Here is a 26,015-nt window from a genome sequence, read left to right as displayed (position 1 = left end):
GACAGATTGCGATAACCGCCGCAGAACGGCACCCCCGGCCCCCTCGGAGAGATCCAGTCATGAGTGACCAGCAGCAGCTGCGCAACTTCGTCAACGGCTCCTACGTCGATCCGGCCGATGGCGGCTACGCCGACCTGGTCGACCCCTGCACGGGTGAGGTGTTCGCCCAGGCCCCGGTCTCCGGTCCCGCCGACGTGGACGCGGCGATGAGTGCCGCCGCCACCGCCTTCGAGAGCTGGCGGGAGGTCACCCCCGCCGAGCGGCAGAGGGCGCTGCTCAAGCTCGCCGACGCCGTGGAGGCGCGTGCTGCCGAGCTGGTCGACGCCGAGGTCCGCAACACCGGCAAGCCGCGCCAGCTCACCGCCGAGGAGGAGCTGCCGCCCGCGGTGGACCAGTTCCGGTTCTTCGCCGGCGCCGCCCGAATGTTGGAGGGGCGGTCCGCCGGGGAGTACCTGGCGGGGCACACCTCGTACGTGCGGCGCGAGCCGATCGGCGTCTGCGCCCAGGTCACCCCCTGGAACTACCCGCTGATGATGGCGGTCTGGAAGATCGCCCCTGCGCTCGCCGCCGGCAACACGGTGGTGCTCAAGCCGTCGGACACCACGCCGGTGTCGACGCTGCTGCTCGCCGAGATCGCCGCCGAGTTCTTCCCGCCGGGGGTGTTCAACGTGGTCTGCGGCGACCGGGACACCGGTCGTACCCTCGTGTCGCACCCGACCCCGCAGCTGGTGTCGATCACCGGCTCGACCCGCGCGGGCATGGAGGTCGCCGCCGCGGCGGCCCCCGACCTGAAGCGGACCCACCTGGAGTTGGGCGGGAAGGCCCCGGTGGTGATCTTCGACGACGCGGATGTGGAGGCGGCGGCCGAGGCCATCGCGGTGGGCGGCTACTTCAACGCCGGGCAGGACTGCACCGCGGCCACCCGGGTGCTGGCCGGCCCGGGCATCCACGACGACTTCGTGGCGGCACTCGCCGAGCAGGCCCGCGGCACGAAGACCGGCGCACCGGACGACGCCGACGTGCTCTACGGTCCGCTGAACAACGCCAACCAGCTCGCCCGGGTCAGCGGCTTCGTCGACCGACTGCCGGACCACGCGGCGATCCAGACCGGTGGTTCCCGCCAAGGTGAGCGCGGCTACTTCTACGCGCCGACCGTGGTCTCCGGGCTGCGCCAGGCCGACGAGATCATCCAGGACGAGGTGTTCGGCCCGGTCATCACCGTGCAGCGCTTCACCGACGAGGACGAGGCGGTGCGCTGGGCCAACGGCGTCGACTACGGCCTGTCGGCGTCGGTCTGGACGAAGGACCACGGCCGGGCGATGCGGATGACCCGGCGACTGGACTTCGGCTGCGTCTGGGTCAACACGCACATCCCGTTCGTCTCCGAGATGCCGCACGGCGGCTTCAAGCACTCCGGGCACGGCAAGGACCTGTCGGTCTACAGCCTGGAGGACTACACCCGGATCAAGCACGTCATGCACAACATCGAGGGCTGACCCATGCCGTCGAGCGAGGAACTGCACAAGCGGCGCGGCGGTGCCGTCGCCCGGGGTGTGGGCAGCGTCATCGGGTCCTACGTGGACACCGCGTCCGGCGGGACACTCACCGACGTCGACGGCCGGGAGTGGATCGACTTCGCCGCCGGCATCGCCGTGACCAGCGTCGGCAACTCGGCGCCAAGGGTGGTCGAGGCGGTCCGGGCGCAGGTCGAGCGGTTCACCCACACCTGCTTCATGGTCGCGCCGTACGAGTCGTACGTGGCGGTGTGCGAGCAGCTGAACGCGCTGACGCCGGGCGGGTTCGAGAAGCGCTCGGCGCTGTTCAACTCCGGCGCGGAGGCGGTGGAGAACGCCGTCAAGATCGCCCGACACGCGACCGGGCGGCCCGCGGTGGTGGTCTTCGACCACGCGTACCACGGCCGGACCAACCTGACCATGGCGTTGACCGCGAAGAACATGCCGTACAAACACCGGTTCGGGCCGTTCGCCGGGGAGATCTACCGAGTGCCGATGTCGTACCCGCTGCGCGACGGCGGGCTCTCCGGCGCAGAGGCGGCGGCACGGGCAGTCGAGATGATCGAGAAGCAGGTGGGCGCGGACAATGTCGCCGCACTGCTCATCGAGCCGATCCAGGGCGAGGGCGGCTTCGTCGTACCCGCGCCGGGTTTTCTGCCGGCGCTGCGCGCCTGGGCGACGGCGGCCGGGGTGGTCTTCGTCGCCGACGAGATCCAGACCGGTTTCTGCCGCACCGGCGACTGGTTCGCCTGCCAGCACGAGGGCGTCGAGCCCGACCTGGTGACCCTGGCCAAGGGCATCGCCGGTGGCCTGCCGCTGGCTGCGGTGACCGGTCGGGCCGAACTGATGGACGCGGTGCACGTCGGCGGCCTCGGCGGCACGTACGGCGGCAACCCGATCGCCTGCGCCGCCGCGCTGGCCACCATCGAGACCATGCACGAGCTGGACCTGGCCGGTGCGGCGCGGCGGATCGAGTCCCTGCTGGTCCCCCGGCTACGGGCCGTCGCCGAACGGGATCCCCGGGTCGCCGAGGTACGCGGCCGGGGCGCAATGCTCGCCGTGGAGCTGGTGCAACCGGGCACGCTCACCCCCGACCCGGTCGCCGCCGCGGCGATCTCCGCCGCCTGCCACGCCGCTGGTCTGCTCACCCTGACCTGCGGCACGTACGGCAACGTCCTGCGCTTCCTGCCACCGCTGGTGATCTCCGACGCGCACCTCACCCGCGGCGCCGACATCCTCGACGCCGCCTTCGGCTGAGCCATGGAGGGGCCCGCATGGGCCCCTCCGAACGTCAGCGCAGCACCTCGACGGTGTTGCGACGGATCAGGTTCTTGCCCGGCTCGCGGATCTGGTCCATCGCTGCGGAGTTGAGCAGCACACAACTGCCCGACGGGCCGGTCACCGTCACCGTCGTCGCCCGGTTGTTGTCCAGGTTGGTCACCCGCAGCCGCGTGCCCACCGGGAACTGCCCGCTGGTCGCCGCCGGCACCCCGCCCTCGGCGAAGAAGGTGATCGACCCCGAGCAGGCCGAGCGCGGTGCCGGACCGGGTGCGCCGGGCGACGCGACGCCGGGACGGACCGTACCGGCGGGCGGCTGCGCGACCGGAGGCGCCGCCCCGTCCAGCCGTTCCACCACGTTGCGGCGGATCACGTTCTTCCCCGGCTCCCGGACCAGCTCCATGGCCGCCGCGTTGAGCAGCACGCAACTGCCCGACGGGCCGGTCACCGTCACCGTGGCCGCCCGGTTGTTGTCCAGGTTGGTCACCCGCAGCTGGGTACCCACCGGGAAACGGTCGCTGGTCGCCGCCGGCGCCCCGCCCTCCGCCGAGAAGGTGACGGAGCCGGAGCAGACGGATGACCGTGCCGGGGCGGTGTCAGCGAACCCGAAGCTGGTCCCCACCGCCACACCCGCCGCGGCGAGCACCGCCACGCTCGCCGCCAGCACGTGCCTGCGCCGCACCCTCATCGCCGTCACTCCCGTCCTCGGTGGTGTCCTTCACTCCCCTGGTACGGGCGGGAGCCTCCTACCGTTCAGCCGGCACGAGTCTCGATCGCGCGACAGCCAGGTCCACCGGCCCATACCGGGTGTGCGGCGCACCGGTGATCAGCGCCCAGTAACGGTCCCCGTACGACCAGTGCCACCACTCGGTGGGGTAGTTCACCATCCCCGCACCGCCGAGAGCGTCCACCATGATCTGCCGGTGCCGGCGGGCGGTTGCGCCGATGGTGGGCGCGTCAGTGAAGCACGCGTCGGCGCTGTCCTCCGGGGTGGCGTCGATGGCCGTGCCCAGGTCCAGTTCCACGCCGTCGTCGGTGCACAGCGTCAGGCCCACCGCCCCGCCCGTGCTGTGCGGGGCCACCTCGACCGGCGAGACGAACTTGGTGGTCTCCCGGTGCAGCCGCTCCGGCGACCAGTCCGGGTGCCGTCGGCGCAGCTCGTCCCGGTAGCCGGTGAAGATGGCCAGCTGCGCCTGGTACGGCCGGTAGCCCTCGACGACCAGCAGGCGCATCCCGCCGGGCAGGGCACGCTGCGCGGCCAGCAGGCGGTCCACGACTCCGGCGCGCAGCCGGGCGTACGCCCCGACGGGGTCGACCGCCCGGCTGTCGAGCCGCAGCTCCGGCAGCTCGCGCAGGTCCACCAACGGATCGCCGTCATCGGCGCTGGGCACGGCCGCCACCCGGGGATCGGAGAGCAGGATCATCGGACGCGCCCCGCAGTGGTCGCGGACCGTTCGGCGTGCCGGGCACGGGCCAACTCGACGAGTCGGTCCACCACCTCCCGGTAGCCGACACCGACAGCCGCCCACACCTTCGGATACATCGAGTGCGCGGTGAAGCCGGGCATGGTGTTCAGCTCGTTGACGTACACCTCACCGGTCGTCTCGGCGTAGAAGAAGTCGACCCGGGCCAGGCCCCAACCGCCGATCGCGGCGAACGCGCGCAGCGACAGCTCGCGGACCCGCTCGGTCACCTCGTCCGGCAGCACGGCGGGGACGATCATCGGGTCGGCGTCGCCGAAGTACTTCTGCTGGTAGTCGAACCAGCCGCCAGCGACCCGTACCTCGCCCACCGCCGACGCCTCGGGGCGCCAGCCACCGAGCACCGCGCACTCCAACTCCCGGCCGGTGACCCCCTGTTCGATCATGACGAGCTGGTCGTGGCGAAGCGCCTCCTCCACGGCAGCGGCCAGGTCGTCGCCCGCACCGACCCGGGAGATGCCGATCGAGGAGCCCATGTTGGCCGGTTTGACGAAGAGCGGCCGGCGCAGCCCGACCACCAGCTTCTCCGGGTCATCGGCCGCCCGGTAGGTCTGCGCGTCGAACGCGACATGCGGGGTGACCGGGATGCCCTCGGCACGCAGCGCCCGCTTCATCGCCACCTTGTTCATACCCACCGCCGAGGCGAGGATGCCGCACCCGACGTACGGCACGTTCAGCGACTCCAGCAGCCCCTGCACCACACCGTCCTCACCGAACGGGCCGTGCAGTACCGGGAAGACCACGTCAAGCTCGGCGTGCACCGCGCCGGGGGCGTTACCGGCGGACACCTGCACGACGCCCGGACGCGGACCGGCCCGCAACTCGACGGCCGGCCCGGTCACCACCAGGCGGTCGTCGATGGCCCGCTCGCCGGCCGGCCGGTCCCGCAACTCGGCCAGCAGCGCGTCGGGCATCAGCCGAAACCCGCCGCTGCGGGTGACGCCGATGGCGACCGTGCGGTAACCGCCGCCAGCCAGCGCCCGGGCCACCCCGAGCGCGGACGCGCAGGACACCTCGTGCTCCGCCGACGGTCCACCGAACAGGATTCCGATCCGAGTTGGGGCGCTCACGCCGCCGCTCCTTCCACAGTCGTCACCTCGGCGGGTCGCCCCACCGTCAACCGGGCCACCAGCGCCGCCTCGACGTTGCCGCCGGTCAGCACCACGCCGACCGTCCGCTGCCGACCAGCTTCGGGGGCGAGCCGGAGCGCGCCGGCCAGGCCAGCCGCCCCGGACGGCTCGGCGAGCACCTTGAGTTCCATCAGGATCAGCCGGAACGCCGCCCCGATCTCGTCGTCGCCGACCCGGACGACCCCGCGCAGCACGTTCCGCACGATGGCGAACGGCAGCTCACCCACGCAGGACGGCCGCAGCCCGTCCGCGATCGTCGGCGCCGGCACGACCGGGACGCGTTCACCAGCCGCCAGGCTGCGGGCGAGCGAGTCACAATCCGCCGGTTCCACGCCGTACACCTCGATGCCGGTGCCGGCGGCGGCCAAGCAGGCGCCCGCCACCCCACCACCACCACCGACCGGTACGACCAGCGCGTCCAGCGGTGTGCCCGCGCGCTCGGCTTCCTCGACCAGCTCCAGGCTGGCGGTGCCCTGCCCGGCGATGACGTCCGGGTGGTCGTACGCGTCGATCACGGGGTGACGGCTCTCGTCGCTGAGCCCGTTGGCCACCGCGACCCGCTCCCCAACGTCGGTGCCGGCGAACACCACCCGCGCCCCCGCCGCCCGCGCCCGGTCGACCTTCGTCGGCGCCGCGTCGACCGGCAGCACCACCGTCACCGCCAGCCCGTGCTCCCGGGCCGCCAACGCCACCGCCACCGCGTGGTTGCCGGTGCTCTGCGCGATCACCCCGGTGTGTCCGGCCAGAGCGAGCCGGCCAACGGCCCGCAGCGCGCCACGCATCTTGTACGAGCCGCCGTTCTGGAGGTTCTCCGCCTTCAGCAGGACGCGAGCCCCGGCCAGTCCGTCGATCACCGAGGACCGCAGCACGGGTGTGCGGACCACACGGCCGGAAAGCCAGCGGGCGGCCTCCTCGACATCGGCCCGAACCTGGCCAACGGTGCGTGACATCGTTCCTCCTTGGTGTGCGGGTGTGGTCAGCGCCGGTGCGACGCGGGTAGGTCGAACAGCCAGCTCGCACGGGCCGCCAGCAACCCGCGGTGCACCGCCAGGCTGAGCGCAAGCACCGCCGCGGTGAGCAGGACGGGATAGCCGGCCACCAGCAGCGCCTGGCCGGGCCCGGCCAGGTCGGCGACCGGGCCGGCGAGCAGCCGGTGCAGCAGCGCGAGGACCGGCATGTGAATGACGTAGACCGGCAGCGTCCGGCGACCCAGGTCGGCCAGGGCGCCGCCGATCAGGGGCCGGTCCGCCACTCGGGCGGCGGCGGTGACACCGAATGCCACCGCGGAGAGGGACACCAGCAGGCCAACGCCGAACCACCGCTCGGCACCAACCGCCGCTACGGCGGCCATCGCCACGGCGTACAAGGCGAGGGTCCACACCAGCCGGCGCCGAGTCGCGGTGGCGGCCCACCGTTGGGCAAACGGCCGCAGGTGCAGGCCTGCGAGGAAGAACACCAGGTTCTGGTAGACCCCGCCGCGGTTGCCCGGGGTGTCCAGCACGCCGGCCGCGGCGATCGCCGACAGCACGCCGGCGGCCGTGATCAGCACCGCTGGGTACACCCGGCGCAACACCTTGGCCAGGACGAAGTAGAGGGCCAGCGCGTACAGGTACCAGAGGTTGGACGGGGTGACGGTCAACTGGGCCAGCAGGCCCCCGACGTCGGTGGCGCGATCGGTGGGGAAGCCCGGGACGAGGGCCAGCACGGCGGTGTGGATCAGCAGCCAGGTCGCGTAGAGGTAGAACATCCGGCTGACCCGGGAGCGGCGGGCCACGCGCCACGGCCGGTGGACGGCGTTCGCGGCGAAGATCCCGGAGATCGTGAAGAACAGCGGCATCCGCAGCGGCAACAACTGCTCCCCGAGCAACCCCCAGGCGCCCGGCACCGGCAACCCGACCCGCCAGTCGATCTGCAGGTAGTGCTTCACCACGACGTGCCAGAGCACCACGAGGATGAGGCAACCGCCCTTGGCGACGTCCGCCCACACCACGCGCGCCGCCTGCGCGCCGACGATGGGCGCGATTGGCGCGGCCAGTTCGGTCGTCACGGGTCTCTCCTCTCTATTTTCGGGCACACCACAGGTGGGATCCAGCGATACGCGGACCCCGAGGACAGTGGGTGGGAGCGCTAGGTCGAGTGGGGCAGCTGGACGTCGACCCGCAGGCCGCCGTGCTCGGCGGGCCGGGCCGCGATGATGCCGTCGTGCGCCTGGGTGATCGAGCGGGCGATGGCCAGACCCAGGCCGGCGCCTCCGCCATGCGAGGTGCGGTCCCGGGCCAGCCGGCGGAACGGCTCGAAGAGACCGGCCACCGCTTCAGCCGGCACGGGCTGGCCGGTGTTGACCACGGACAGCGCGGGCGCATCGCTCACCACGACAGTCAGCGAACCGCCGGGCCGGTTGTACTTGAGCCCGTTCTCCACCAGGTTGGTGACCAGGCGCTCCAGCAGCACCCGCTCGCCGACGACGACCCGGGGCCCGAGATGGGCGTCGATGGTGACCCCGGCTTCCCGGGCGCGGTCCTGGTAGCCGGGCAGCACCGCCGCGACGATGGTGTCGAGCCGCTGCGGTATCCGCGAGCGCAGACCCTGGTCGCTCTCGCTGAGCGCGAGCAGACCCTCGATCAGCCGCTCGTTGCGCTCGTTGGTCTCCAGCAGCTGGCTGGTCAACAGCTCCAACTGCTCGCCGGTGAGCGTCCGGGCCATGCCGACCTCGATGAGCGTCCGCTGCACCGCCAGCGGGGTACGCAACTCGTGCGAGGCGTTCGCCGCGAACCGTCGCTGCCCCTCGTAGCCGGCGGAGACCCGTTCCATCATTTCGTCGATCGCCCGGGACAGCTGGGCCAGCTCATCGCGGCCCCGAGGCCGGATCCGGTGGCCGAGGTTCTGCGGGCCGAGGTGCCCGATCGGCCCAGCCAGGTCACGGACTGGGCGCAGGCACCACATCGCGCCGAACCAGAGCGCCACCAGGGCCCCCAGGGTCACGAGCAGTACGGCCACCAGGGGCAGCACGAACGCCCCCCGGCTCGCATTCCCGCACACCGTCATCAGCCCAGGCACGGGCAGGGGGCACAACTGCTGTGCCCAGCTCCAGGTCGCCCCCGTCAGCCACTTGCCCGCCACCGGCAGCACCGGCCCGGCCAGCAGCGCCAGCAGGCCCACCAGCAGCACCCGCCGTCGGGGAGTCCAGCTCACGCCGTGCCGCCGATGCGGTAGCCGGCCTTCGGAACCGTGTGAATGATCGCGGGATCGCCGAGCTTCTTACGCAGGGTCATCACCGTGACCCGTACGGCGTTGGTGAACGGGTCCGCGAACTCGTCCCAGGCCTGCTCCAGCAGGTCCTCGGCGCTGACCACCTGGCCTTCCGCCCGCAGCAGCACGTGCAGCACGGCGAACTCCTTCGGGCTCAGCGCCAGCGGGCGGCCGTCCCGGGTGGCCACGTGCCGGCCCACGTCCAGCACCAGGCCGTCCTGGGCCAGCACCGGCGGCAGCGCCGGGGTGGACCGTCGACCGAGAGCCTGCACCCGGGCGACCAGCTCGGCGAAGGCGAACGGCTTGGTCAGGTAGTCGTCCGCGCCGAGGCCGAGACCCTCCACCCGGTCCCGGATGCCGGCAGCGGCGGTGAGCAGCAGCACCCGAGTGCCGACCTGTGCGTCGGCGATGCTGCGGCACACCTCGTCGCCGGTGTGCCCGGGCATGTCCCGGTCCAGCACCGCGACGTCGTACCGGTTCACCCCGATCCGCTCCAGCGCGCCATCGCCGTCGTAGCAGACGTCGACGGCCATCGAAAAGCGGCGCAGGCCTTCGGCCACCGTGTCCGCCAACAACCGCTCGTCGTCCGCCACCAACACCCGCACGATTTCCGCTCCCCCGAGTTCGACTTACCCGGCATACCGTCGCAGGCCAGGGTTAAGGGTTCTGTAAGCACCCGCCGAAGCCATCTTCCACGGCAGCACTCGACGGACAAACCACGCAACCCAGACTGTGGGCTTCGTCCCCGTCTCATGCCGTCTGCGTGCACCGTCCCGACCGGATCGAGCGGTTGACGATCGAGGGTGAGCTGCGCCACGAGGGGCGCCGAGGAGGTCGCCCGATGGCTGACCCGTGGCTCGCCCTGGAGTTCGGCGCGGACCCGGCGGAGCGGATCGCGCAGGTGGGTGCCGCCCACGAGGCGTTCCTCGCCGCCGGGGCCGGGGGGCGGGGGTGGGGTGGGGTGGGATCAGTCGCAGGCGACGCCGTCGCCGTCGCGGTCCAGGTCGTAGATGTCGTCGCCGATCACCCGGATGGGTCCACTGACGTAGGCGGGTCCGTTACCACTGCCGCCCGCGCAGTCGACGTCACTGGCGATCGGGACGCAGCCGCTGTAGTTGGGGTCGCATTTCGACGACTGCGCCTTCTTGGTGCCGACGGCGACGACCTGGGTCACCGCCTGTTTCGTCACGGCGGATTTGACGAGCTTCTTGGCCGTCCGCACCCCGTCCGTGGTGGTCACCTCGTACGTCAGCGTCCGTACACCGTTCACGCCCTTGGTGCGGGCGACCCGCTTGCCCTCGGCCAGGGACGAGTCCTTGACGGTCCGCTCGCCGTACCTGATCGCGGCCTGCTCGGTCACGGTTGTCACCTGCACCACCGGTGGGGGTGCGGCACTGGACGGGCTCGGCGAGGCCGGCGGCGTAGTGGTGGGTGCGGCGACTGGCGACACCTCCTGGGCGGGAGTGCCCTCGGTCGGCTCGGCGGGCGCCGCCACGATGGGTTGCTGCGCCTCGGCCGCGGTGCCGGTACGGGTGGGCTCCGGCTCGCCGGTCAGCGCGCCGATGATCGCACCGCCCGTGCAGCAGAGCAGCAGGCTCGACAGGGCCACCGAGCCGAGGATCACGGCGACGCGGCGGCCTGGGCTGGCCCGGCGGAACCAGTTCGGGGCGGCGGGTGGTCGCGGCCCCGGGCCGAAGGACGGCAGGTGCGGTGGCCCAGGATTCTGCGGTGGCATAGTCACGGCGATGAGTGTCGTCGCAAACACTGCGTGCAATATCCCCCGTCGCGCTTGTCACCTGCACCTTTCGCCTTGCCGGACGGATCGGTGGGCGCTTTCTTTGGCGACGAGTCGGCACCTGCGGCAACCCTCCAGGCTGGCCGGGCAGGGCCGATCGGCGGCTGTCACCGGCCTACGAAAGCCGCGAATCCCCGCAGATCCGCGCACATCGCGTCATCCCATAGTCGATCCTCAGGGCGCGACGAACGATGTGTCGAGATGTCGTCAGCAGGCGGGCTCAACGCTCCTCGATGCCCCAGGGCGAGCCGTAGCCGTTCAGCAGGTCGAGGAAGGGCGTCGGGGGCAGCGCCTCCGGCCCGAGCACCCCGACGCCGGACCACGCGCCGGTGGCGAGCAGTTCCAACGCGACGACCGGGTTGACGGCGGTCTGCCAGACCACCGCCTGGTGCCCGTACTCCCGCATCGACCACTCGTTGTCGACCACGTGGTAGAGGTAGACCTCCCGGGGCTGCCCCTGCGGGCCGAGGCCGCGCACCCAGGTGCCGGCGCAGGTCTTGCCGCGCATCCGGTCGCCGAGGGTGGCCGGGTCGGGCAGGCAGGCGGCCACCACGTCGCGCGGGGACACCTCGACGCCGCGTACCCGCACCGGGGAGACCGCGTCCAGGCCGAGCTTGTGCAGTGTCTTGAGCACCTCGATGAATTCGTCGCCGAGGCCGTACTTGAAGGTGACCCGCCTGGCCTTGACCCAGCGCGGGATCAGCAGCACCTCCTCGTGCTCGACGTTGACGCACTCGACCGGGCCGATGCCCTCCGGGAAGTGGAAGACCTCCGGCTCGGAGAACGGTTCGGTGGTGAACCAGCCCCGGTCCTTCTCCCAGACCACCGGCGGGTTCAGGCACTCCTCAATGGTGGTCCAGATGGAGAACGAGGGCGCGAAGTCGTAGCCGTCGACGGTGAGATTCGCCCCGTCCCGGACGCCGATCTCGTCGATCTCGCTGAAGAGCTCATCGGCGGCGTAGCGGGCGAACACGTCGGACAGGCCGGGCTCGACGCCGATGCCGCACAGCGCCAGCCGACCGGCCGCCGACCAGGCGTCGGCCAGGGCGAACTGCTCGTCGCCGAGCATCACCCCGATCTCGGCGTACGGGCGGATCGGGTGTGGGTGCGACAACGACATCGCCATGTCCAGGTAGTCCGCGTCGGCCGCGAACGCACCGTTGAAGATCGGCATGACGAACCGTGGGTCGACGGCGTTGAGCACGTGGGTGATCCGGTGTTCCCGGCACAGCGCGGTGACCGCGTCGACCGAGGACGCGTCGACCTGGGCTGCGACGAAACGGTCACCGTGCCCGGCGACCGCACGCTCGGCGCGCGCGAAGTCGTGGTCGGCGACCACCATGGTCTCGAAGAAGGACCGTCGGGCGGCGATGGCTACAGCGGCGGAGCCGACGCCACCGGCGCCGACGAGCAGGATACGCATCAGGAATCAAACCCCAAACCGAGACGATCGAGAGTACGGAGCCAGAGGTCGCGCCGGCCCTCGCGCGCGTCGGCGCGGGCCAGTGACCAGCGGGTGAGATTGATGCCGATCGCACGGACGGGTTCCGGTGGGAACGGCAGTGGCTTGCGGCGCACCAGGTCGAGCCCGGTCAGCGGGGTGTCCCCGCCGGCCAGCAGGTCGAGGAGCACCCGGGCACCGAAGCGGGTGGCTCCGACGCCGAGCCCGGTGTAGCCGGCGGCATACGCGAGACGACCGCCGTACGCGGTGCCGAAGAACGGGCAGAACCGGGTGCAGGTGTCGATGACGCCGCCCCAGCGGTGGCTGAAGCGCACGTCGGCGAGCTGCGGAAACGTGGTGAAGAAGTGTTCGGCGAGGGTGGTGAAGGTGGCGGCGCGCTGCTCCAGCTCCGGCGCGACCCGGTTGCCGTAGTGGTAGACCGCGTCGTAGCCGCCGAAGAGGATCCGCCCGTCGGCGGTGATCCGGTAGTAGTGGAACTGATTGGCCGTGTCGGCCAACCCCTGCCGGTTGTGCCAACCGATCGCGTCGCGCTGGGCCGGGGTGAGCGGCTCGGTCATCAGCACGTGGTCGTAGACCGGCACCAGGTACGCCCGCAGTCGCCGTAGCAGCGGCGGGAACGCGTTGGTGGCCAGCACCACCCGCCGCGCACGCACCGAGCCGGGTGCGGCGCCCGGTCCGCCGGCCGTCCGCGCGTGCAGAGCGGCACCGTCGGCGCGCAGCCCGGTGACCCGGGTGTGCTCGTGCACGCGTACGCCGAGGTCGAGGCAGGCGCGGCGCAGCCCCCAGGCCAGCTTCGCCGGGTCCACCATGGCCACCCGGTCGGCGTCGAACATCCCACCCAGGTACGTCGGCGAGTGCACCTCGGCACGCACCTCGTCCCGGTCGAGCAGCCGCACCTGGTGGCCGTACCGGCGGGCCAGCTCGGCGTCGGCGGCCAGCCCGTCGAGTTGGTACGGCTCGACGGCGACGGCCAACTCGCCGGTGCGTTCGAAGTCGCAGTCGATGCCGAGATCGGCGACGGCGGCGGCGATGGCGTTCAGGTTCTCCCGGCCGAGGCGTTCCAACTCACCGACCTCGTCGGGGAACCGGTCGACGCCGTTGGAGAGCCCGTGAGTCAGCGAGGCGGCGCAGAACCCGCCGTTGCGCCCGGACGCGGCCCACCCGCAGGTCCCGGCGTCGAGCAGCAGCACGTCACGGTCGGGGTCGGCCTGCCTGGCCAGCAGGGCGGCCCACAATCCGCTGTAGCCACCGCCGATCACCAGCAGGTCGGCGGTCTGCCTGCCGACGAGTGGCGGCAACGGATCGGGGCGGTCCGGGCGGTCCAGCCAGTAGGGCACGGGCGCCGCGTCGGCGAGCGCCCGGCCGGTATGCGGGAGGGTCATGACGTACGACGTGCCGGACGGGCGTGCGCCGGGCCGGCCAGCAGGTTGGCGCGACGGGCCTGCCGACCGCGCAGCGAGCTGAGCCCGACGAGCAGCAGCGCGATCGCGAACATCGCGGTGCCGATGACGTTGACCTGCGGTGGGATGCCCCGCTGGGCAGCACCCCAGACGTACATCGGGAACGTGACCGTGGTGCCGGCGTTGAAGTTCGTGATGATGAAGTCGTCGAAGCTCAACGAGAAGGCGAGCAGCGCGGCGGCCACGATGCCGGGCAGCACCAGCGGCAGGGTGATCCGCCGGAAGGTCTGCCACTCGTTGGCGTAGAGATCCATGGCGGCCTCCTCCAGCCGCCGGTCCATGCCGGCCAGCCGCGCCTTGACGGTGACCACCACGAACGACACGCAGAACATCACGTGCGCGATCACGATCGTCCAGAAGCCCTGCGGCACCCCGGCGGACACGAACAGGGCCAGCAGCGACGTGCCCATCACCAGCTCCGGGGTGGCCATCGGCAGGAAGATCAGCACGTTGATGCCGGACCGGCCACGGAAGCGATGCCGGACCAGCGCGAACGCCATCAGGGTGCCGAGCACCGTGGCGACCACGGTGGCGATGAAGCCGATCTGCACGCTGCGGACCACCGCGTCACACATGTCCGAGGTGGCACACGGCTGACGCCAGTTGTCCAGGGTGAACTCGTTGAAGTCGTACGACAGCCGGCTCGACGGGCGGTTGAACGACAGCGCGGCCACCACCAGGACCGGCAGTGCCAGGTAGCCGAGCACCAGCAGCGCCACGACCATCACCCAGCGGTCGGCCAGCCAACGGGAAACCCTCACAGCACCTCCTCCGTGCCGGCCCTGCGCAGGTAGACGAAGACCACCGCGAGGATCGCCGCCATCAGCAGGAACGACAGCGCCGCGCCCTGCGGGTAGTCCAGCCGGACCAGGAACGCCGAGTCGATGACGTTGCCGATCATGTACTCGCTCGGGGTGCCGAGCAGTACGGCGTTGATGTAGTCGCCGGTGGCCGGGATGAAGAAGAGCAGCGTGCCGGCGATCAGGCCGGGCATCGACAGCGGCAGGGTGACCCGGCGGAACGCCTGCACTCCACTGGCGTACAGGTCACTGGCCGCCTCCAGCAGCCGGTAGTCCAGCCGCTCCAGGCTCGCGTACAGCGGCAGCACCAGGAAGGGCAGGAAGTTGTACGTCAGGCCGAGGATCACCGCGACCGGGGTGGCGAGCAGCCGGCCGTCGGCGCCGAGCAGGTGCACGTCGCGCAGCAGCCCGACGACGGCGCCGTTGTCCGACAGGATGGTCTTCCAGGCCAGGGTGCGCACCAGGAAGCTGGTGAACATCGGGGCGACCACGCAGACCAGCAGCAGGTGCTTCCACCGGCCGGCCTTCTGGGCGATCGCGTACGCCAGCGGATAGCCCATCAGCAGGCCCAGCACCAGCGCGATCCCGGCGTAGAGGAAGGAGCGGAGAAAATGCGGCCAGTACGCCTGCAACGCGTCCGGGTAGTTGCCGAACGCCCAGGTCAGCGCGTACCCGGTGGAGAGCGATCCGGTGGGGTCGTAGAGGCTGGCCGCGGCGAGTTGGAGCAGCGGCAGGGCGAAGAAGACGAACAGCCAGGCCGCGCCGGGCAGCAGCAGCAGGTACGGCAGCAGCCGGTGCCGCCCGCGTCGGGGCGGCGGTGGTGCGGCCGCCGGCCCCGACGCGGTGGGTACCTGGGCGAGCGCGGTCATGACGGCGCACCCACCGGCTCGTCCAGCAGCGGAGCGGTGCGGTCGTCCTGGCCGGGCTCGCGGGGCAGCAGGAAGGCGTGCCGGGGATCCCAGTACGCCACCACCGGCGCACCGACCGGGAGCTGTCGGCCGGCACCGCTGTTCGCCGCGAACGCGGAGAGTTCGCTGCCCCAGCCGGTCCGGATCAGGTACTGGGTGCTCACTCCCACGTAGGAGGCGTCGGTGACCACCCCTTCGAGGTGCTGGTGGCCGCCGGGAACCTGCTCGGCGGAGCCGACCAGGTGCAGCTTCTCCGGGCGTACTCCCAGGTAGACCGCGCCCTGGTCGGCGCGGGCACGGTCGGCGGGCACCGAGAAGCGGGCGCCGTGGGCGGTGACCGGCACGTCGGCGCCGGCGATGCCCGCGGCCTCGGCGGCGAGCAGGTTGGACTGACCGAGGAAGTTCGCCACGAACGCGGTGGCCGGGAACTCGTAGATGTCGGCCGGGGCGCCCAGCTGCTCGATCTTCCCGGCGTTCATCACCGCGACCGTGTCGGCCATGGTCATGGCCTCCTCCTGGTCGTGGGTGACGTGCACGAAGGTGATCCCGACCTCGGTCTGGATCCGCTTCAGCTCGATCTGCATCTGCCGGCGCAGCTTCAGGTCCAGCGCGCCCAGCGGCTCGTCGAGCAGCAGCACCTGGGGGTGGTTGATCAGGGCGCGGGCCAGGGCGACGCGCTGCTGCTGCCCGCCGGAGAGCTGGGCGGGACGGCGGCGGCCGTAGCCGTCGAGCTGCACCAGCGACAGCATCCGCTGGACCTGGTCGTCCACCGTGCGGATGCCGCGCCGGCGCAGCCCGAAGGCCACGTTCTCCGCGATGTCGAGGTGCGGGAAGAGCGCGTAGCTCTGAAACACGGTGTTCACCGGTCGCTTGTACGGTCGCAGCCGGGCGATGTCCCGGTCGCCGAGAAGCACCTGCCCGCTGGTCGGTTCCTCCAGGCCGGCGATCATCCGCAGGGTGGTGGTCTTGCCGCAGCCGGACGCCCCGAGTAGGGCGAAGAACGAGCCCTGCGGGATGGTCAGGCTGAGGTCGTCCACCGCGGTGAAGACGCCGAACCGCTTGGTGAGGTCGGCCAGCCTCAGGTCGCCGGCCGGTGACTCGTGTCCCATCGTCATCACGCCCCGATGACCTGCTGGAACTTGGACTCGTACTCCCTCTCCTGCTTCTCGTCCAGGGCCATGAACGCCCTGGACTTCGACAGCATCGCCTCGTCCGGGAAGATCAGCGGGTTCTTGGCCAGGTCCGGGTCGATCTTCTCCATCTCGGCCTGCGCGCCCTTGACGGGGCAGATGTAGTTGACGTACGCGGCGAGCTGCGCGGCCACCGCCGGGTCGTAGTAGTGGTTGATCATCTCTTCGGCGTTGGCCTTGTGGCTGGCCCTGTTCGGCACCAGCATGTTGTCCGACCAGAGCATCACGCCCGACTCCGGCGCCACGAACTTGATCTTCTCGTCCTCGAAGCCGAGCTGGACCACGTCGCCGGACCAGGCGATGCAGGCGGCGATGTCGCCCTTGGCGAGGTCCGGGGCGTAGTCGTTGCCGGTGAACTTGCGGATCTGCTTGGAGTCGACGGCCTTCTTGAGCTTGCTGAGCGCGTCGTCGAACTGGGCGGTGGTGAAGTTCGACGGGTCGTGCCCGTTGGACTGCAGCAGCAGGCCCATGGTGTCCCGCATCTCCGACAGCGCGGTCACCTTGCCCTTGAGGTCGGGCCTGGTGAGCAGCTCGTCGACGGTGCGGATCTCCTTGGTCACCTTGGCGTTGTAGGCGAGGCAGGCCAGGCCGGACTGCCACGGGATGGCGAGCTGGTTGTCCGAGTCGAAGGCGCGGTTGCGCAACGACGGCAGCAGGTTGGCCTCGACGTTCGGCAGCTTCGCCTTGTCCAGCTTCTGGATCCAGCCGAGCCGGATCATCCGGGAGGCCATCCAGTCGGTGAGGACCATGACGTCCCGGCCGGTGCTCTGACAGGCGGCGAGCTGGTTCTGCACCTTGCCGAAGAACTCGTTGTTGTCGTTGATGTCCTCGGTGTACGTGACCTGGATGCCGGTCTTCTTGAAGAAGGCGTCGAGGGTGGGCCGCTTCGACTCGTCCTTCTCGTCGGCGTCCAGGTACTGCGGCCAGTTGGCGAAGGCCAGCTTCTTCTCCGTGGCCGAGAGGTCCTCGCTCTTGCAGCCCTCCTCGGTCTGGGTCGCGGCCTTGGTGCCGCAACCGGCCAGCGCGCCACCCGCGGCGAGCAGGGCCGCCGAACCGAGGGTCCCGGTGAGCAGTCCACGCCGGGTGAGGGGCTTCAGGGGAGTTCGCATATGACGACTCCTAGGGGGTCGTCCGTCGGCGGCGGTAACGGGGGTGACGCGCCGGCGGGAGGGGTCAGGTGCCTGGGACGACTGATCCTGACATGAGGTGACGACCCCCACAAGGGATTCCGTTGCGGGAATAGCAATGGACGACGAATTACGCCACACTGCCCGATGGCATTAGGCTCAGCCCGGGGAATGGACATGGGGAGCGATCGATGACGAACCGGCAGCAGGAGAGCAACACCGGCGGGCGGCGCGTCGCCGTGCGTGAAGGATCCGGTCACATTCTGTTGGACGACGTGGCGAAGCAGATCATCGAGCAGCTCCAGGAGGACGGCCGCCGGCCGTACGCGACGATCGGCAAGGCGGTCGGGCTCTCCGAGGCGGCGGTACGACAGCGGGTGCAGCGGCTGCTCGACGCCGGGGTGATGCAGATCGTCGCGGTGACCGATCCGCTCCAGCTCGGCTTCCCCCGCCAGGCGATGATCGGCCTGCGTACCGACGGCGACCTGGAGGCGGTGGCCGACCGGCTGGCCGAGCTGGAGGAGGTCGACTACGTGGTGATCACTGCCGGGTCGTTCGACCTGCTCACCGAGGTGGTCTGCCGCAACGACGACCACCTGCTGGAGATCCTGCAGAAGCTGCGCGCCGTCCCCGGAGTGCTGGCGACCGAGGCGTTCGTCTACCTCAAGCTGCGCAAGCAGACCTACACCTGGGGCACGGCCTGACGCTCACGGCCTTGATCCACTCGGCTTTCAGGAAGTCGCGGTGTCCCGGTGGTCCCGACGCCCCGACTTCAATGAACCCGAGTGGATCAACGAGGGTTCTGGCGGAAGGCGCCGACGAAGGACGTCCAGGCGGCCGGCGCGAAGGCCAGAGTGCCGCCGTCGCGGTCCTTGCTGTCCCGCACCAGCACCCGGCCCGGCAGATTGTCGGCGACCTCGACGCAGTCGCCGCCGTTGTTGCTGCTGCGGGTCGCGGTACGCCAGCGGGCGTCGGTCATGTCCATGTCTCGGCCACTTCCCTGATCAGCTCGGTTGAGCGTCGCCGGGGCAGCGCCTCGCCTGCGACGCTCTCCCACCTGCGTCCCAGGTTAGCGATGTCGATGGGATCGGTCACCACCTGACCGCGCAGCTGGTTGTCGAGATACGCCAATTCCGTCCCGTCGGGCAGGCGGCCCAGCACGAAGGGCCCGGCCAGGCCGGTGTGCCACGGGCTCTCGGCCGGGATCACCCGAACCTGCACGTGCTCCCACTCGGCCACCGCCGCGAGGTGCTTGAGTTGCCCGGCCATCACCGACCCGTCGCCGACCGGCCGGCGCAGCACCACCTCGTCGATCACCGCGACGAGTTGCGGCGGGGCGTCGCGGCACAGGACCGCCTGCCGCTCCAGCCGGCTCACCACTATCTGGTCCACCTCGGCCGGTGCCACCAACCCGCCGGTGGCCAGCACCGCGCGGGCGTACCTCTCGGTCTGGAGTAGGCCTGGAACCAGCAGCGGCTGATACGACCGCAGCGAGGTGGCGTCCTGTTCGAGTTCGGCCCAGGGGCGGAACCACGGCAGGTCGCGACGGCGAAACGGCTCGGGCCAGAGGTCGGCGGCGTCGCGGCTCAGGACGTGGGCCACCGCGATCCGGGTACGCGGATGCGGGATGCGCCCCGAGGCGAGCCACCGCGCCGCCGTCTTCGGGTCGACGCGGACCTTCACGGCCAACGACTCGACCGTCTCCCCCGCCTCGGCCATCGCCACCCGCAACGCCTCGTTCGCCACCGGATCCTCCCGCCCGCCAGGTACACGCTGCGACTACGCTCGATGCACCCTGCGGCGCAGGATAGCCACGCTGCGTGTCGATGTCCCCCGCCTACCGGCGTGTTGTGGTGGACGTGTTGGCGCCCACCCGAAACGCTCCGCAACTGCCCCAGAGACGCCCCGCCCCCGTCCCGGCTGATCGACTCGCTTGATCCACTCGACATCAACCGGGCCGACCGGGCCATCGTGGCGTCCTTTGCTCTGCTTCACCCGGCGCAACACCCGGTGTCCGAATACCGGACGTGCGGCGTTGCGTCCGTTGAAGCAGAGCAAGGACCGCGAACCAGGGTCACCAGTCCTGCGCCGGGCGGCGACGAGCAGGGCCGAGTGGATATGCGGATTCCGTCGCCACCAAGCCTCACGCTCGCTGAATTCGTCGCTGGCAGGCCTGAGTACAACCGATCACACTTGCGTCGCCAGTCATACTGTGCGATAACCGTGGGCAGAGCGGCCGGCGTCACCCCTTGAACCGGCCCGACGACCGATGGGGCTGACATGGCCAACGCCACCGACCACCTCTGGATGCACTTCACCCGGATGGCGAGCTACTCCGCCGGCGAGGTGCCAACCATCGTGCGCGGCGAGGGCGCGTACGTGTGGGACGCGCAGGGTCGCCGCTACCTGGACGGGCTCGCCGGGCTCTTCGTGGTCAACGCCGGCCACGGCCGCACCGAATTGGCCGAGGCCGCCGCCAAGCAGGCCGGCGAGCTCGCCTACTTCCCGCTCTGGTCGTACGCCCACCCGAAGGCCGTCGAGTTGGCCGAGAAGATCGCCGCGCTCACCCCCGGCGACCTGAACCGGGTCTTCTTCACGACTGGCGGTTCCGAGGCGGTCGAGGCTGCGTGGAAGCTGGCCCGGGCATACTTCAAGCGCACCGGCCAGCCCAACAAGTACAAGGTGATCAGCCGTTACATCGCCTACCACGGCACCTCGATGGGCGCGCTGTCGATCACCGGCCTGCCCGGCATCAAGAGCGACTTCGAGCCGCTGGTGCCCGGCGCGATCAAGGTGCCGAACACCAACTTCTACCGGGCACCCGAGCACGGCGACGACGCCGAGGCGTTCGGCCGCTGGGCCGCCGACGAGATCGGTCGGGCCATCGAACGGGAGGGGCCGGACACGGTCGCCGCGGTTTTCCTGGAGCCGGTGCAGAACTCCGGCGGATGCTTCCCACCCCCGCCCGGCTACTTCGCGCGGGTCCGGGAGATCTGCGACGCGTACGACGTGCTGCTCGTCTCCGACGAGGTCATCTGTTCCTGGGGCCGGCTGGGCGAATACTTCGGCGCCGTGCGCTACGGCTACCAGCCGGACATCATCACCACCGCCAAGGGCATCACCTCCGGGTACGCGCCGCTCGGCGCGATGATCGCCAGCGACCGGCTGATGGAGCCGTTCCTCACCGAGACCGGCATGTTCGCCCACGGGGTGACCTTCGGCGGGCACCCGGTCTCCTGTGCCGTGGCCCTGGCCAACCTGGAGGTCTTCGCCCGCGAAGACCTGGTCGGGCACGTACGCGCCAACGAGGACGCCTTCCGATCGACCCTGGAGAAGCTGTACGACCTGCCGATCGTCGGCGACGTCCGCGGCGACGGCTACTTCTACGGCATCGAGCTGGTCAAGGACAAGACGACCCGGGAGACCTTCGACGAGGCCGACTCGGAGCGGTTGCTGCGCGGCTTCCTCTCCACGGCGCTGTACCAGGCCGGCCTCTACTGTCGTGCCGACGACCGGGGCGACCCGGTCGTGCAGCTCGCCCCGCCGCTGATCGCCGAGCAGCAGCACTTCGACGAGATCGAGCAGATCCTGCGCACGGTCCTCACCGAGGCATGGGCACGGCTCTGAGCGGCGACCCCGTCGGGCACTACCGGGATCTGTCGTACTGGCTGTCCACCCTGGACGGCCCGCTGACCCCTCGTCCCGCACTGCCGGGCGACGCGGACGCTGACGTGGTGATCGTGGGCGCCGGCTACACCGGGCTGTGGACGGCGTACCACCTGGCCCGCGCCGACCCGGCGCTGCGGGTCATCGTGCTGGAGATGGAGATCGCGGGGTACGGGGCATCCGGCCGCAACGGCGGCTGGTGCTCGGCGCTCTTCCCCACCTCGCTGACCGGGCTGGCCCGCCGGCACGGCCGGGACGCGGCGGTCGCCATGCAGCGGGCCCTGCACGGCACGGTCCGCGAGGTGGGCCGGGTGGTCACGGTGGAGGGCATCGACTGCGACTGGGCCGACGGCGGCACGGTCACCCTGGCCCGCACCGGCCCACAGCTCGCCCGGGCGCGGGCCGCCGTGGACGAGGCCCGCGCGTTCGGCTTCGGCGCGGAGCACCTGGCGCTGCTCGACGCCGGCGAGGCCACCGCCCGGTGCGCCGCCGAGGGGGTACGCGGTGGGACGTACACCCCGCACTGCGCTGCGGTGCACCCGGCGAAGCTGGTCCGCGGCCTGGCCCGGGCCGTGGAACGGCTCGGGGTGACGATCCACGAGCGCACCCCGGTCACCGCGATCCGGGCCGGCGCGGCGATCACCGCGGCTGGCACGGTACGGGCGCCGGTGGTGGTCCGGGCGACCGAGGGGTACACGCCCATGCTGCCCGGTCAGCGACGCGCCGTGGCACCGGTGTACTCGCTGATGGTGGCCACCGAGCCGCTGCCGGCGGAGACCTGGGCCAGGATCGGGCTGGCTCAGCGTGAGACGTTCTCCGACCACCGACACGTGATCGTCTACGGGCAGCGCACCGCGGACGGCCGGTTGGCGTTCGGCGGGCGCGGTGCTCCCTACCATTTTGGGTCCCGGGTCTCCCCCGGCTACGACCGCGAGCCACGGGTCTTCACCACGCTGCGGCGGACCCTCGGTGAGCTGTTTCCGGTGCTCGGCCCGGACCTGCGAGTTACGCACGCCTGGGGCGGCCCGCTCGGGGTGACCCGGGACTGGGCGGCCTCGGTCGGCTTCGACCGCGCCAGCGGGCTGGCCTGGGCGGGCGGCTACGTCGGGGACGGTGTCGGCTCCAGCAACCTCGCTGGCCGCACCCTGGCCGACCTGATCCGTGGTGAGCGCACCGAGCTGACCACCCTGCCCTGGGTGAACCACCGTTCACCCCGCTGGGAACCCGAACCCCTGCGCTGGCTGGCCGTGAACGTCGGCCTACGGGTCATGGCCTCCGCCGACGGGGTCGAATCCCGCACCAACCGCCCCTCCCGCCGAGCGGCTACCTTCTCGCGCCTCCTGGGCAACTAACTCGGAAGTAGACCTACTTCCTCCCGATCAGGGCCGCTTCGCGAAGCCAAGCAGCAAGGACCAACCCTTGGCGGCGGGTCAGTGGTTCGGGGGGATGACGCGGAGGTGGCCTCGACGGCCGGTGGAGTGGGACTGGTCGGGGTGGGACCGGTCGGGCGTGCCCTCCGGCGGCCTCGGGGCTGGGCGGGCGGCTTCGCGGACCGCCTCGGCCAGTGCGACCAGGTCGTCGGTGGTGGGCGGCGGCGGCTCGAACTCGCCCTCGTGCCGGACCACGTCCCAGCCACGTGGTGCGGTCAGGCTGCGGGCGTGCGGCTCACACAGGTCATAGGTGTGCGGCTCGGCGAACGCCGCCAGCGGTCCCACCACCGCTGTCGACTCGTTGTAGACATAGGTCAATGTGGCGACCGCTTGCCGGGGGCAGCCGTTACGGGAGCAGCGCCGTGGTGACCTCACGTGCGGCAGGGTATCTCCATTACCGGGTCCGGCGCATCGCTTCGCGTTGCGACACGCCCGTCATGGTGATCACAGTTGGCCGTCCCGGGCGCGCCGCGCCACAGGAGCGGCGCTGCCGGTGACCAGCCCGGCGCGGGCGCTACCCTTTGCCTCATGACGAGCCCGAACCCGGAACACCGCCGCCCCGGCTCCGGCCGGCGTGCGCATCGTGACCGGCACGGGCGTGGCCTGCGCGGGCGGCTGGTGCCCGCCACCGTGCCGCTGGCGCGGACCAAGGCCGAGGTCTTCGACGACCTGGTCCTGGACACCGTCGAGACGCTGGAGCGCCGGTTCGCCAAGGAGTTGGCAGGGGTCGAGTTCGCGGTCGAGGACGTCCCGCCGGACCTGAACGTCTACGACACCGACGTGTTGGAGGACGGCGAGGTCCCGCTGGCCCGGCTGCTTCCCGGCCGCCCAGGCCGGCAGGAGGTGCCGCCGCGGATCGTGCTGTACCGACGGCCCTTGGAGTTCCGGGCGATGGACCGTGAGGACCTCGCCGATCTCGTGCATGACGTGATCATCGAACAGGTGGCGAACCTCCTCGGGATCGACCCCGACGAGCTCGCCTGAGCCGAGCCCCCACGCGGGAAAGTCGGACGGCCCCCACCGCCCCGACTCGCACCGCTCAGGCGGCCCGCCGCTTCAACTTGCGCCGCTCCCGCTCGGAGAGCCCACCCCAGATGCCGAACCGCTCATCGTGACCCAGAGCGTATTCGAGGCATTCGGTCTTGACCTCGCAACGCGAACAGATCCGCTTCGCCTCGCGGGTCGAGCCGCCCTTCTCGGGAAAAAACGCCTCGGGGTCGGTCTGCGAGCACAACGCCCGCTCCTGCCACTCCGGCGCGTTTCCGAGCAGGTCGGCCACCTCAAGCTGGCCGTCCATCAAATGCCTCCTTGTCGCGCACCGGCGTCATCGCCGCTGCAACCCCCCACGCGAAAGGCGTGCTTGTCCGTCCGGTCCGTTTTGTTGCGTTCCGTGCGAACAACCCCATTCAAATTACACGCGTGTAATGCGTGCGCCGTCAAGCCAAACTTGATAATGGAGTCGCTCTCCCGACACCCCCGGTCGGCCACTCGGGCCGTCCAGCCTCGCAACCTGCCCTATCGATTCAGACCCCGGCCGAGTAACGCCCTCTCCGGCGAGTTGCCCGACTTTTCTGCCGTGGCGCTCCCCCGACGAGTCGCCGCCATGGCCGCATAGGACACACCAGACGACACCTTCCCCCAAAGCTGATCTTGGTGGGGGAAAGGTTAACGCGGCGCGGCGCAGACTGCCCGCCGAGCCGCGAACAGCGCCTGCGCCCCGCCCACAATGTGGACGGGGCGCGACGGGAAACTCGGTGTTTCGAGATCAGCCAGCAGCCCCAGAACTGCTGCTCGGCCAGACGAACTCGGCTATTCCTCCACCATGGACAGATACCGTGCCGGCGGGCGTACTCTGGTCCCACCAGATGGTATAAGTTCCCTCGGGCAGATCGGGATAGACCGCACCGTGGATCGAGCCATCCCGCACCCGGCGCTCCCGCACCGCCGAGTGGACCCGCCGGTCATCGCCCCGGCTGATCTCGATCTCCCGGCCGTGCAGATCCCGGCCCGTGTAGACGATCAGGGCACCGGTGTCGCCCCCCACATCGAGGACGACACTCCCGGTCTCCGACGGCCCGTACGCGTGCTCGTGCATTCCCTGCTCCCCCGCGCCGATCAGGACGCCGCCGGCGGGTTGTTGAACCCGTCGTACGGCGTACCCAGGTAGGGGAAGTTCTTAAGGAACGGTGCGGTCACGTCGGCGGCGCTCAACCCCGGGGTGACCGCGGCGGCCGCCGCGTCCGGGCGGAACGCCTTGTCCACCAGCGGGACGGTCACCCCGGCGATCGCCCGCAACGCGATGCTGACCACGTCGTCGCCGACCCTCCGCCCGTTCGGGAATCCGGCCAGGTCCCCACCGAGCACCCCGAACCGGTCCGGACGGGGGGTCGGCGGGATCGCGGTGTTCAGCCGCAGCATGTCAGCCTGCACCTCGCCCGTGGCGTTGGTGAAGCCGTCGATCAGGCCGGCCGGTACGCCGGTGAGCAGGATCGCCACCAGGTCGGCGCGGGCCTTCTTCGCCTTGGTGAGCCGGTCCAGGTTGGGGAAGACATTCGGGTAGAGCGCCGGCAGCAACGCGGCCAGCTCCGGCTGCTCGACGAACTGCGCGAACCGCTTGTCCTCGGACGGCGGCAGCGAATTCCACAGGTCCTTCTTGGACATCGGCACGATAACCTCGTTGAACAGCGGATTTCCCAGCCGGGAAACCTGAGTGAACGGGCCGGTTGCGGTGTCCGCCCCGCCCCGGTCGCCGAGCACCCGCACCTGCCGGCGCGACGCCGACGTCCACACCCCGATCACCGACGCCCGGTCACCGGCACCGTAACGGTTGGCGCGTCGCCGCACCCGGTCCAGCGGCACCTGGACGGCGATGCTGTGCACGTTCATCCGGTCGGTGGCGTTGACCGGCTCCCCCTCGGCCTTGAAGATCTTCTTGCCAGCCACGTGCAGCTGCTGGAACGGCCGCAGAGTGCCGAGGTCGAAAATCGCACCCAGGTCGACGAAAAAGCCGTCCGCGCGCTGCCCGGCGAAGACCCGCTCCCCCGTGGAGAGCGAGTAGGTGGCCTGCCGCACCAGCTCGGCGTACTTCGGAGTGGACAGCGGGCCGACGTTGCACGGCGGGCAGGGCAGCTTGTGTGCCAGCCGGTGCTCACGGCCGTCGGCCACCCGGGTCAGGCTGTAGAACTGCCGCCGGTTCCAGTCCTTGCTGTCCAGCGAATCAATCGGGCCGGTGTTGTAGAGAAAACTGTTCGGATTGGTGATCTCGGTGGTGAATTCGAACCGGTAGGTGACATCCGGACGGCCGTCGCCGTCGTTGTCGATATGGATCTCGTAACGCACGTCGTCGCCGAACTCGAAGAAGTTCGGGCCCCCGGAGGGGAGCTGCAACGGTACGTAGTTGGCGATCAACGTGACCGTGTCGCGTTTGTCGGGGCTGACGAACGCGTACAGGTCGGAGCTGTCGGCGACCGGATCCTTGGCTATCTCCGGAGCCTCGCGGTGGGAAGACATGGCGGACCAACCTCA

General features: G+C 70.8%; 26 protein-coding genes. 6 read left to right on the top strand and 20 right to left on the bottom strand.

From position 1 onward, the window contains the following. Nucleotides 1-59: 59 nt before the first annotated feature. Nucleotides 60-1,496: a gamma-aminobutyraldehyde dehydrogenase gene (locus OG811_RS15605; protein WP_406075163.1), complete on the top strand. Its 1,437-nt coding sequence runs from the start codon at nucleotides 60-62 to the stop codon at nucleotides 1,494-1,496. Nucleotides 1,497-1,499: 3 nt separating this feature from the next. Beyond that, complete coding sequence (gene gabT, locus OG811_RS15600) at nucleotides 1,500-2,771, top strand: 4-aminobutyrate--2-oxoglutarate transaminase (RefSeq protein WP_406075161.1); 1,272 nt, start codon at nucleotides 1,500-1,502, stop codon at nucleotides 2,769-2,771. A gap of 34 nt (nucleotides 2,772-2,805) precedes the next feature. Here the strand turns inward: gabT and OG811_RS15595 are convergent, their stop codons facing one another. The 14 genes from OG811_RS15595 to OG811_RS15530 form a co-directional block, all read right to left on the bottom strand. Then, a complete protein-coding gene (locus OG811_RS15595; protein WP_406075160.1) occupies nucleotides 2,806-3,480 on the bottom strand; it encodes a hypothetical protein in 675 nt (224 codons plus the stop codon). Nucleotides 3,481-3,538: 58 nt separating this feature from the next. Beyond that, nucleotides 3,539-4,216 carry a M15 family metallopeptidase gene (locus tag OG811_RS15590; RefSeq protein ID WP_406075158.1) on the bottom strand — a complete coding sequence of 226 codons (678 nt, stop codon included), beginning with the start codon at nucleotides 4,214-4,216 and terminating at the stop codon, nucleotides 3,539-3,541. Next, on the bottom strand, nucleotides 4,213-5,343 hold the full coding sequence (locus OG811_RS15585; protein ID WP_406075157.1) for a D-alanine--D-alanine ligase family protein: 1,131 nt from the start codon (nucleotides 5,341-5,343) through the stop codon (nucleotides 4,213-4,215). Before OG811_RS15585 ends, OG811_RS15590 begins: the two co-directional genes overlap by 4 nt. Beyond that, complete coding sequence (locus OG811_RS15580) at nucleotides 5,340-6,353, bottom strand: threonine/serine dehydratase (protein ID WP_406075156.1); 1,014 nt, start codon at nucleotides 6,351-6,353, stop codon at nucleotides 5,340-5,342. Before OG811_RS15580 ends, OG811_RS15585 begins: the two co-directional genes overlap by 4 nt. Before the next feature lie 26 nt (nucleotides 6,354-6,379). Then, nucleotides 6,380-7,450, bottom strand: a complete 1,071-nt coding sequence (locus OG811_RS15575; RefSeq protein WP_406075154.1) for an acyltransferase family protein — start codon at nucleotides 7,448-7,450, stop codon at nucleotides 6,380-6,382. An 80-nt stretch (nucleotides 7,451-7,530) separates the two neighbouring features. Continuing rightward, nucleotides 7,531-8,595, bottom strand: a complete 1,065-nt coding sequence (locus OG811_RS15570; RefSeq protein ID WP_406075152.1) for an ATP-binding protein — start codon at nucleotides 8,593-8,595, stop codon at nucleotides 7,531-7,533. Next, nucleotides 8,592-9,257 (bottom strand): response regulator transcription factor, encoded by a 666-nt coding sequence (locus OG811_RS15565; protein ID WP_406075151.1) that lies wholly within the window; start codon nucleotides 9,255-9,257, stop codon nucleotides 8,592-8,594. The genes OG811_RS15570 and OG811_RS15565 overlap by 4 nt, the downstream gene beginning before the upstream one ends. Before the next feature lie 362 nt (nucleotides 9,258-9,619). Next, nucleotides 9,620-10,387 carry a G5 domain-containing protein gene (locus OG811_RS15560; RefSeq protein WP_406075754.1) on the bottom strand — a complete coding sequence of 256 codons (768 nt, stop codon included), beginning with the start codon at nucleotides 10,385-10,387 and terminating at the stop codon, nucleotides 9,620-9,622. Nucleotides 10,388-10,667: 280 nt separating this feature from the next. Then, on the bottom strand, nucleotides 10,668-11,870 hold the full coding sequence (locus OG811_RS15555) for a saccharopine dehydrogenase family protein (RefSeq protein WP_406075150.1): 1,203 nt from the start codon (nucleotides 11,868-11,870) through the stop codon (nucleotides 10,668-10,670). Continuing rightward, nucleotides 11,870-13,291, bottom strand: a complete 1,422-nt coding sequence (locus OG811_RS15550) for an NAD(P)/FAD-dependent oxidoreductase (RefSeq protein WP_406075149.1) — start codon at nucleotides 13,289-13,291, stop codon at nucleotides 11,870-11,872. The genes OG811_RS15555 and OG811_RS15550 overlap by 1 nt, the downstream gene beginning before the upstream one ends. Then, entirely contained in the window at nucleotides 13,288-14,130 is an 843-nt protein-coding gene (locus OG811_RS15545; RefSeq protein ID WP_406075148.1) for an ABC transporter permease, read from the bottom strand. The genes OG811_RS15550 and OG811_RS15545 overlap by 4 nt, the downstream gene beginning before the upstream one ends. Further along, complete coding sequence (locus OG811_RS15540) at nucleotides 14,127-15,038, bottom strand: ABC transporter permease (RefSeq protein ID WP_406075146.1); 912 nt, start codon at nucleotides 15,036-15,038, stop codon at nucleotides 14,127-14,129. The genes OG811_RS15545 and OG811_RS15540 overlap by 4 nt, the downstream gene beginning before the upstream one ends. After that, the gene (locus tag OG811_RS15535) at nucleotides 15,035-16,192 is read right to left on the bottom strand and encodes an ABC transporter ATP-binding protein (RefSeq protein ID WP_406075144.1); all 1,158 of its coding nucleotides are present in this window, start codon (nucleotides 16,190-16,192) and stop codon (nucleotides 15,035-15,037) included. Before OG811_RS15535 ends, OG811_RS15540 begins: the two co-directional genes overlap by 4 nt. Then, on the bottom strand, nucleotides 16,192-17,376 hold the full coding sequence (locus tag OG811_RS15530) for a PotD/PotF family extracellular solute-binding protein (protein ID WP_406075143.1): 1,185 nt from the start codon (nucleotides 17,374-17,376) through the stop codon (nucleotides 16,192-16,194). Before OG811_RS15530 ends, OG811_RS15535 begins: the two co-directional genes overlap by 1 nt. Nucleotides 17,377-17,585: 209 nt before the next feature. Here OG811_RS15530 and OG811_RS15525 point away from each other — a divergent pair, with 209 nt between their 5' ends. After that, the gene (locus tag OG811_RS15525) at nucleotides 17,586-18,098 is read left to right on the top strand and encodes an Lrp/AsnC family transcriptional regulator (protein ID WP_406075141.1); all 513 of its coding nucleotides are present in this window, start codon (nucleotides 17,586-17,588) and stop codon (nucleotides 18,096-18,098) included. A gap of 86 nt (nucleotides 18,099-18,184) precedes the next feature. On the opposite strand, the gene OG811_RS15520 is transcribed toward OG811_RS15525, so the two are convergent. Both OG811_RS15520 and OG811_RS15515 read right to left on the bottom strand, forming a co-directional pair. Beyond that, nucleotides 18,185-18,379 carry a DUF397 domain-containing protein gene (locus OG811_RS15520; RefSeq protein ID WP_406075139.1) on the bottom strand — a complete coding sequence of 65 codons (195 nt, stop codon included), beginning with the start codon at nucleotides 18,377-18,379 and terminating at the stop codon, nucleotides 18,185-18,187. Then, complete coding sequence (locus OG811_RS15515) at nucleotides 18,370-19,113, bottom strand: Scr1 family TA system antitoxin-like transcriptional regulator (protein ID WP_406075752.1); 744 nt, start codon at nucleotides 19,111-19,113, stop codon at nucleotides 18,370-18,372. Before OG811_RS15515 ends, OG811_RS15520 begins: the two co-directional genes overlap by 10 nt. A gap of 561 nt (nucleotides 19,114-19,674) precedes the next feature. On the opposite strand from OG811_RS15515, the gene OG811_RS15510 reads away from it, so the two are divergent. Together OG811_RS15510 and OG811_RS15505 are read left to right on the top strand one after the other, a co-directional pair. Beyond that, complete coding sequence (locus OG811_RS15510) at nucleotides 19,675-21,021, top strand: aspartate aminotransferase family protein (protein WP_406075137.1); 1,347 nt, start codon at nucleotides 19,675-19,677, stop codon at nucleotides 21,019-21,021. Then, on the top strand, nucleotides 21,006-22,412 hold the full coding sequence (locus tag OG811_RS15505) for an NAD(P)/FAD-dependent oxidoreductase (protein WP_406075135.1): 1,407 nt from the start codon (nucleotides 21,006-21,008) through the stop codon (nucleotides 22,410-22,412). The genes OG811_RS15510 and OG811_RS15505 overlap by 16 nt, the downstream gene beginning before the upstream one ends. Before the next feature lie 78 nt (nucleotides 22,413-22,490). Here the strand turns inward: OG811_RS15505 and OG811_RS15500 are convergent, their stop codons facing one another. Next, complete coding sequence (locus tag OG811_RS15500) at nucleotides 22,491-22,865, bottom strand: DUF3499 domain-containing protein (protein ID WP_406075133.1); 375 nt, start codon at nucleotides 22,863-22,865, stop codon at nucleotides 22,491-22,493. A 153-nt stretch (nucleotides 22,866-23,018) separates the two neighbouring features. On the opposite strand from OG811_RS15500, the gene OG811_RS15495 reads away from it, so the two are divergent. Next, nucleotides 23,019-23,474, top strand: coding sequence for a metallopeptidase family protein (locus OG811_RS15495; protein WP_406075132.1), 456 nt, complete (start codon nucleotides 23,019-23,021; stop codon nucleotides 23,472-23,474). Nucleotides 23,475-23,529: 55 nt separating this feature from the next. On the opposite strand, the gene OG811_RS15490 is transcribed toward OG811_RS15495, so the two are convergent. The 3 genes from OG811_RS15490 to OG811_RS15480 form a co-directional block, all read right to left on the bottom strand. Further along, nucleotides 23,530-23,787 carry a WhiB family transcriptional regulator gene (locus OG811_RS15490; protein ID WP_007455784.1) on the bottom strand — a complete coding sequence of 86 codons (258 nt, stop codon included), beginning with the start codon at nucleotides 23,785-23,787 and terminating at the stop codon, nucleotides 23,530-23,532. A 468-nt stretch (nucleotides 23,788-24,255) separates the two neighbouring features. Continuing rightward, nucleotides 24,256-24,585, bottom strand: a complete 330-nt coding sequence (locus OG811_RS15485) for a phospholipase (RefSeq protein ID WP_406075130.1) — start codon at nucleotides 24,583-24,585, stop codon at nucleotides 24,256-24,258. A gap of 20 nt (nucleotides 24,586-24,605) precedes the next feature. Continuing rightward, a complete protein-coding gene (locus OG811_RS15480; RefSeq protein WP_406075128.1) occupies nucleotides 24,606-26,000 on the bottom strand; it encodes a DUF4331 domain-containing protein in 1,395 nt (464 codons plus the stop codon). Nucleotides 26,001-26,015: the final 15 nt, after the last annotated feature.

The sequence above is a fragment of the Micromonospora sp. NBC_01638 genome (assembly GCF_045209745.1).
GTDB lineage: Bacteria > Actinomycetota > Actinomycetes > Mycobacteriales > Micromonosporaceae > Micromonospora.
The sequence above is the reverse complement of the archived record's forward strand: the minus strand, read 5'-3'. Positions and strand labels throughout refer to the sequence as shown.

Bases quoted from the DNA above. Each gene is read 5' to 3' on its own strand.
- OG811_RS15590 (WP_406075158.1), bottom strand. From the start codon at position 4,216: ATGATCCTGCTCTCCGATCCCCGGGTGGCGGCCGTGCCCAGCGCCGAT.
- OG811_RS15555 (WP_406075150.1), bottom strand. From the start codon at position 11,870: ATGCGTATCCTGCTCGTCGGCGCCGGTGGCGTCGGCTCCGCCGCTGTA.
- OG811_RS15525 (WP_406075141.1), top strand. From the start codon at position 17,586: ATGACGAACCGGCAGCAGGAGAGCAACACCGGCGGGCGGCGCGTCGCC.
- OG811_RS15530 (WP_406075143.1), bottom strand. From the start codon at position 17,376: ATGCGAACTCCCCTGAAGCCCCTCACCCGGCGTGGACTGCTCACCGGG.
- OG811_RS15485 (WP_406075130.1), bottom strand. From the start codon at position 24,585: ATGCACGAGCACGCGTACGGGCCGTCGGAGACCGGGAGTGTCGTCCTC.
- OG811_RS15605 (WP_406075163.1), top strand. From the start codon at position 60: ATGAGTGACCAGCAGCAGCTGCGCAACTTCGTCAACGGCTCCTACGTC.
- OG811_RS15480 (WP_406075128.1), bottom strand. From the start codon at position 26,000: ATGTCTTCCCACCGCGAGGCTCCGGAGATAGCCAAGGATCCGGTCGCC.
- OG811_RS15505 (WP_406075135.1), top strand. From the start codon at position 21,006: ATGGGCACGGCTCTGAGCGGCGACCCCGTCGGGCACTACCGGGATCTG.
- OG811_RS15495 (WP_406075132.1), top strand. From the start codon at position 23,019: ATGACGAGCCCGAACCCGGAACACCGCCGCCCCGGCTCCGGCCGGCGT.
- OG811_RS15560 (WP_406075754.1), bottom strand. From the start codon at position 10,387: ATGCCACCGCAGAATCCTGGGCCACCGCACCTGCCGTCCTTCGGCCCG.
- OG811_RS15580 (WP_406075156.1), bottom strand. From the start codon at position 6,353: ATGTCACGCACCGTTGGCCAGGTTCGGGCCGATGTCGAGGAGGCCGCC.
- OG811_RS15515 (WP_406075752.1), bottom strand. From the start codon at position 19,113: ATGGCCGAGGCGGGGGAGACGGTCGAGTCGTTGGCCGTGAAGGTCCGC.
- gabT (WP_406075161.1), top strand. From the start codon at position 1,500: ATGCCGTCGAGCGAGGAACTGCACAAGCGGCGCGGCGGTGCCGTCGCC.
- OG811_RS15540 (WP_406075146.1), bottom strand. From the start codon at position 15,038: ATGACCGCGCTCGCCCAGGTACCCACCGCGTCGGGGCCGGCGGCCGCA.
- OG811_RS15520 (WP_406075139.1), bottom strand. From the start codon at position 18,379: ATGGACATGACCGACGCCCGCTGGCGTACCGCGACCCGCAGCAGCAAC.
- OG811_RS15535 (WP_406075144.1), bottom strand. From the start codon at position 16,192: ATGACGATGGGACACGAGTCACCGGCCGGCGACCTGAGGCTGGCCGAC.
- OG811_RS15550 (WP_406075149.1), bottom strand. From the start codon at position 13,291: ATGACCCTCCCGCATACCGGCCGGGCGCTCGCCGACGCGGCGCCCGTG.
- OG811_RS15595 (WP_406075160.1), bottom strand. From the start codon at position 3,480: ATGAGGGTGCGGCGCAGGCACGTGCTGGCGGCGAGCGTGGCGGTGCTC.
- OG811_RS15490 (WP_007455784.1), bottom strand. From the start codon at position 23,787: ATGGACGGCCAGCTTGAGGTGGCCGACCTGCTCGGAAACGCGCCGGAG.
- OG811_RS15510 (WP_406075137.1), top strand. From the start codon at position 19,675: ATGGCCAACGCCACCGACCACCTCTGGATGCACTTCACCCGGATGGCG.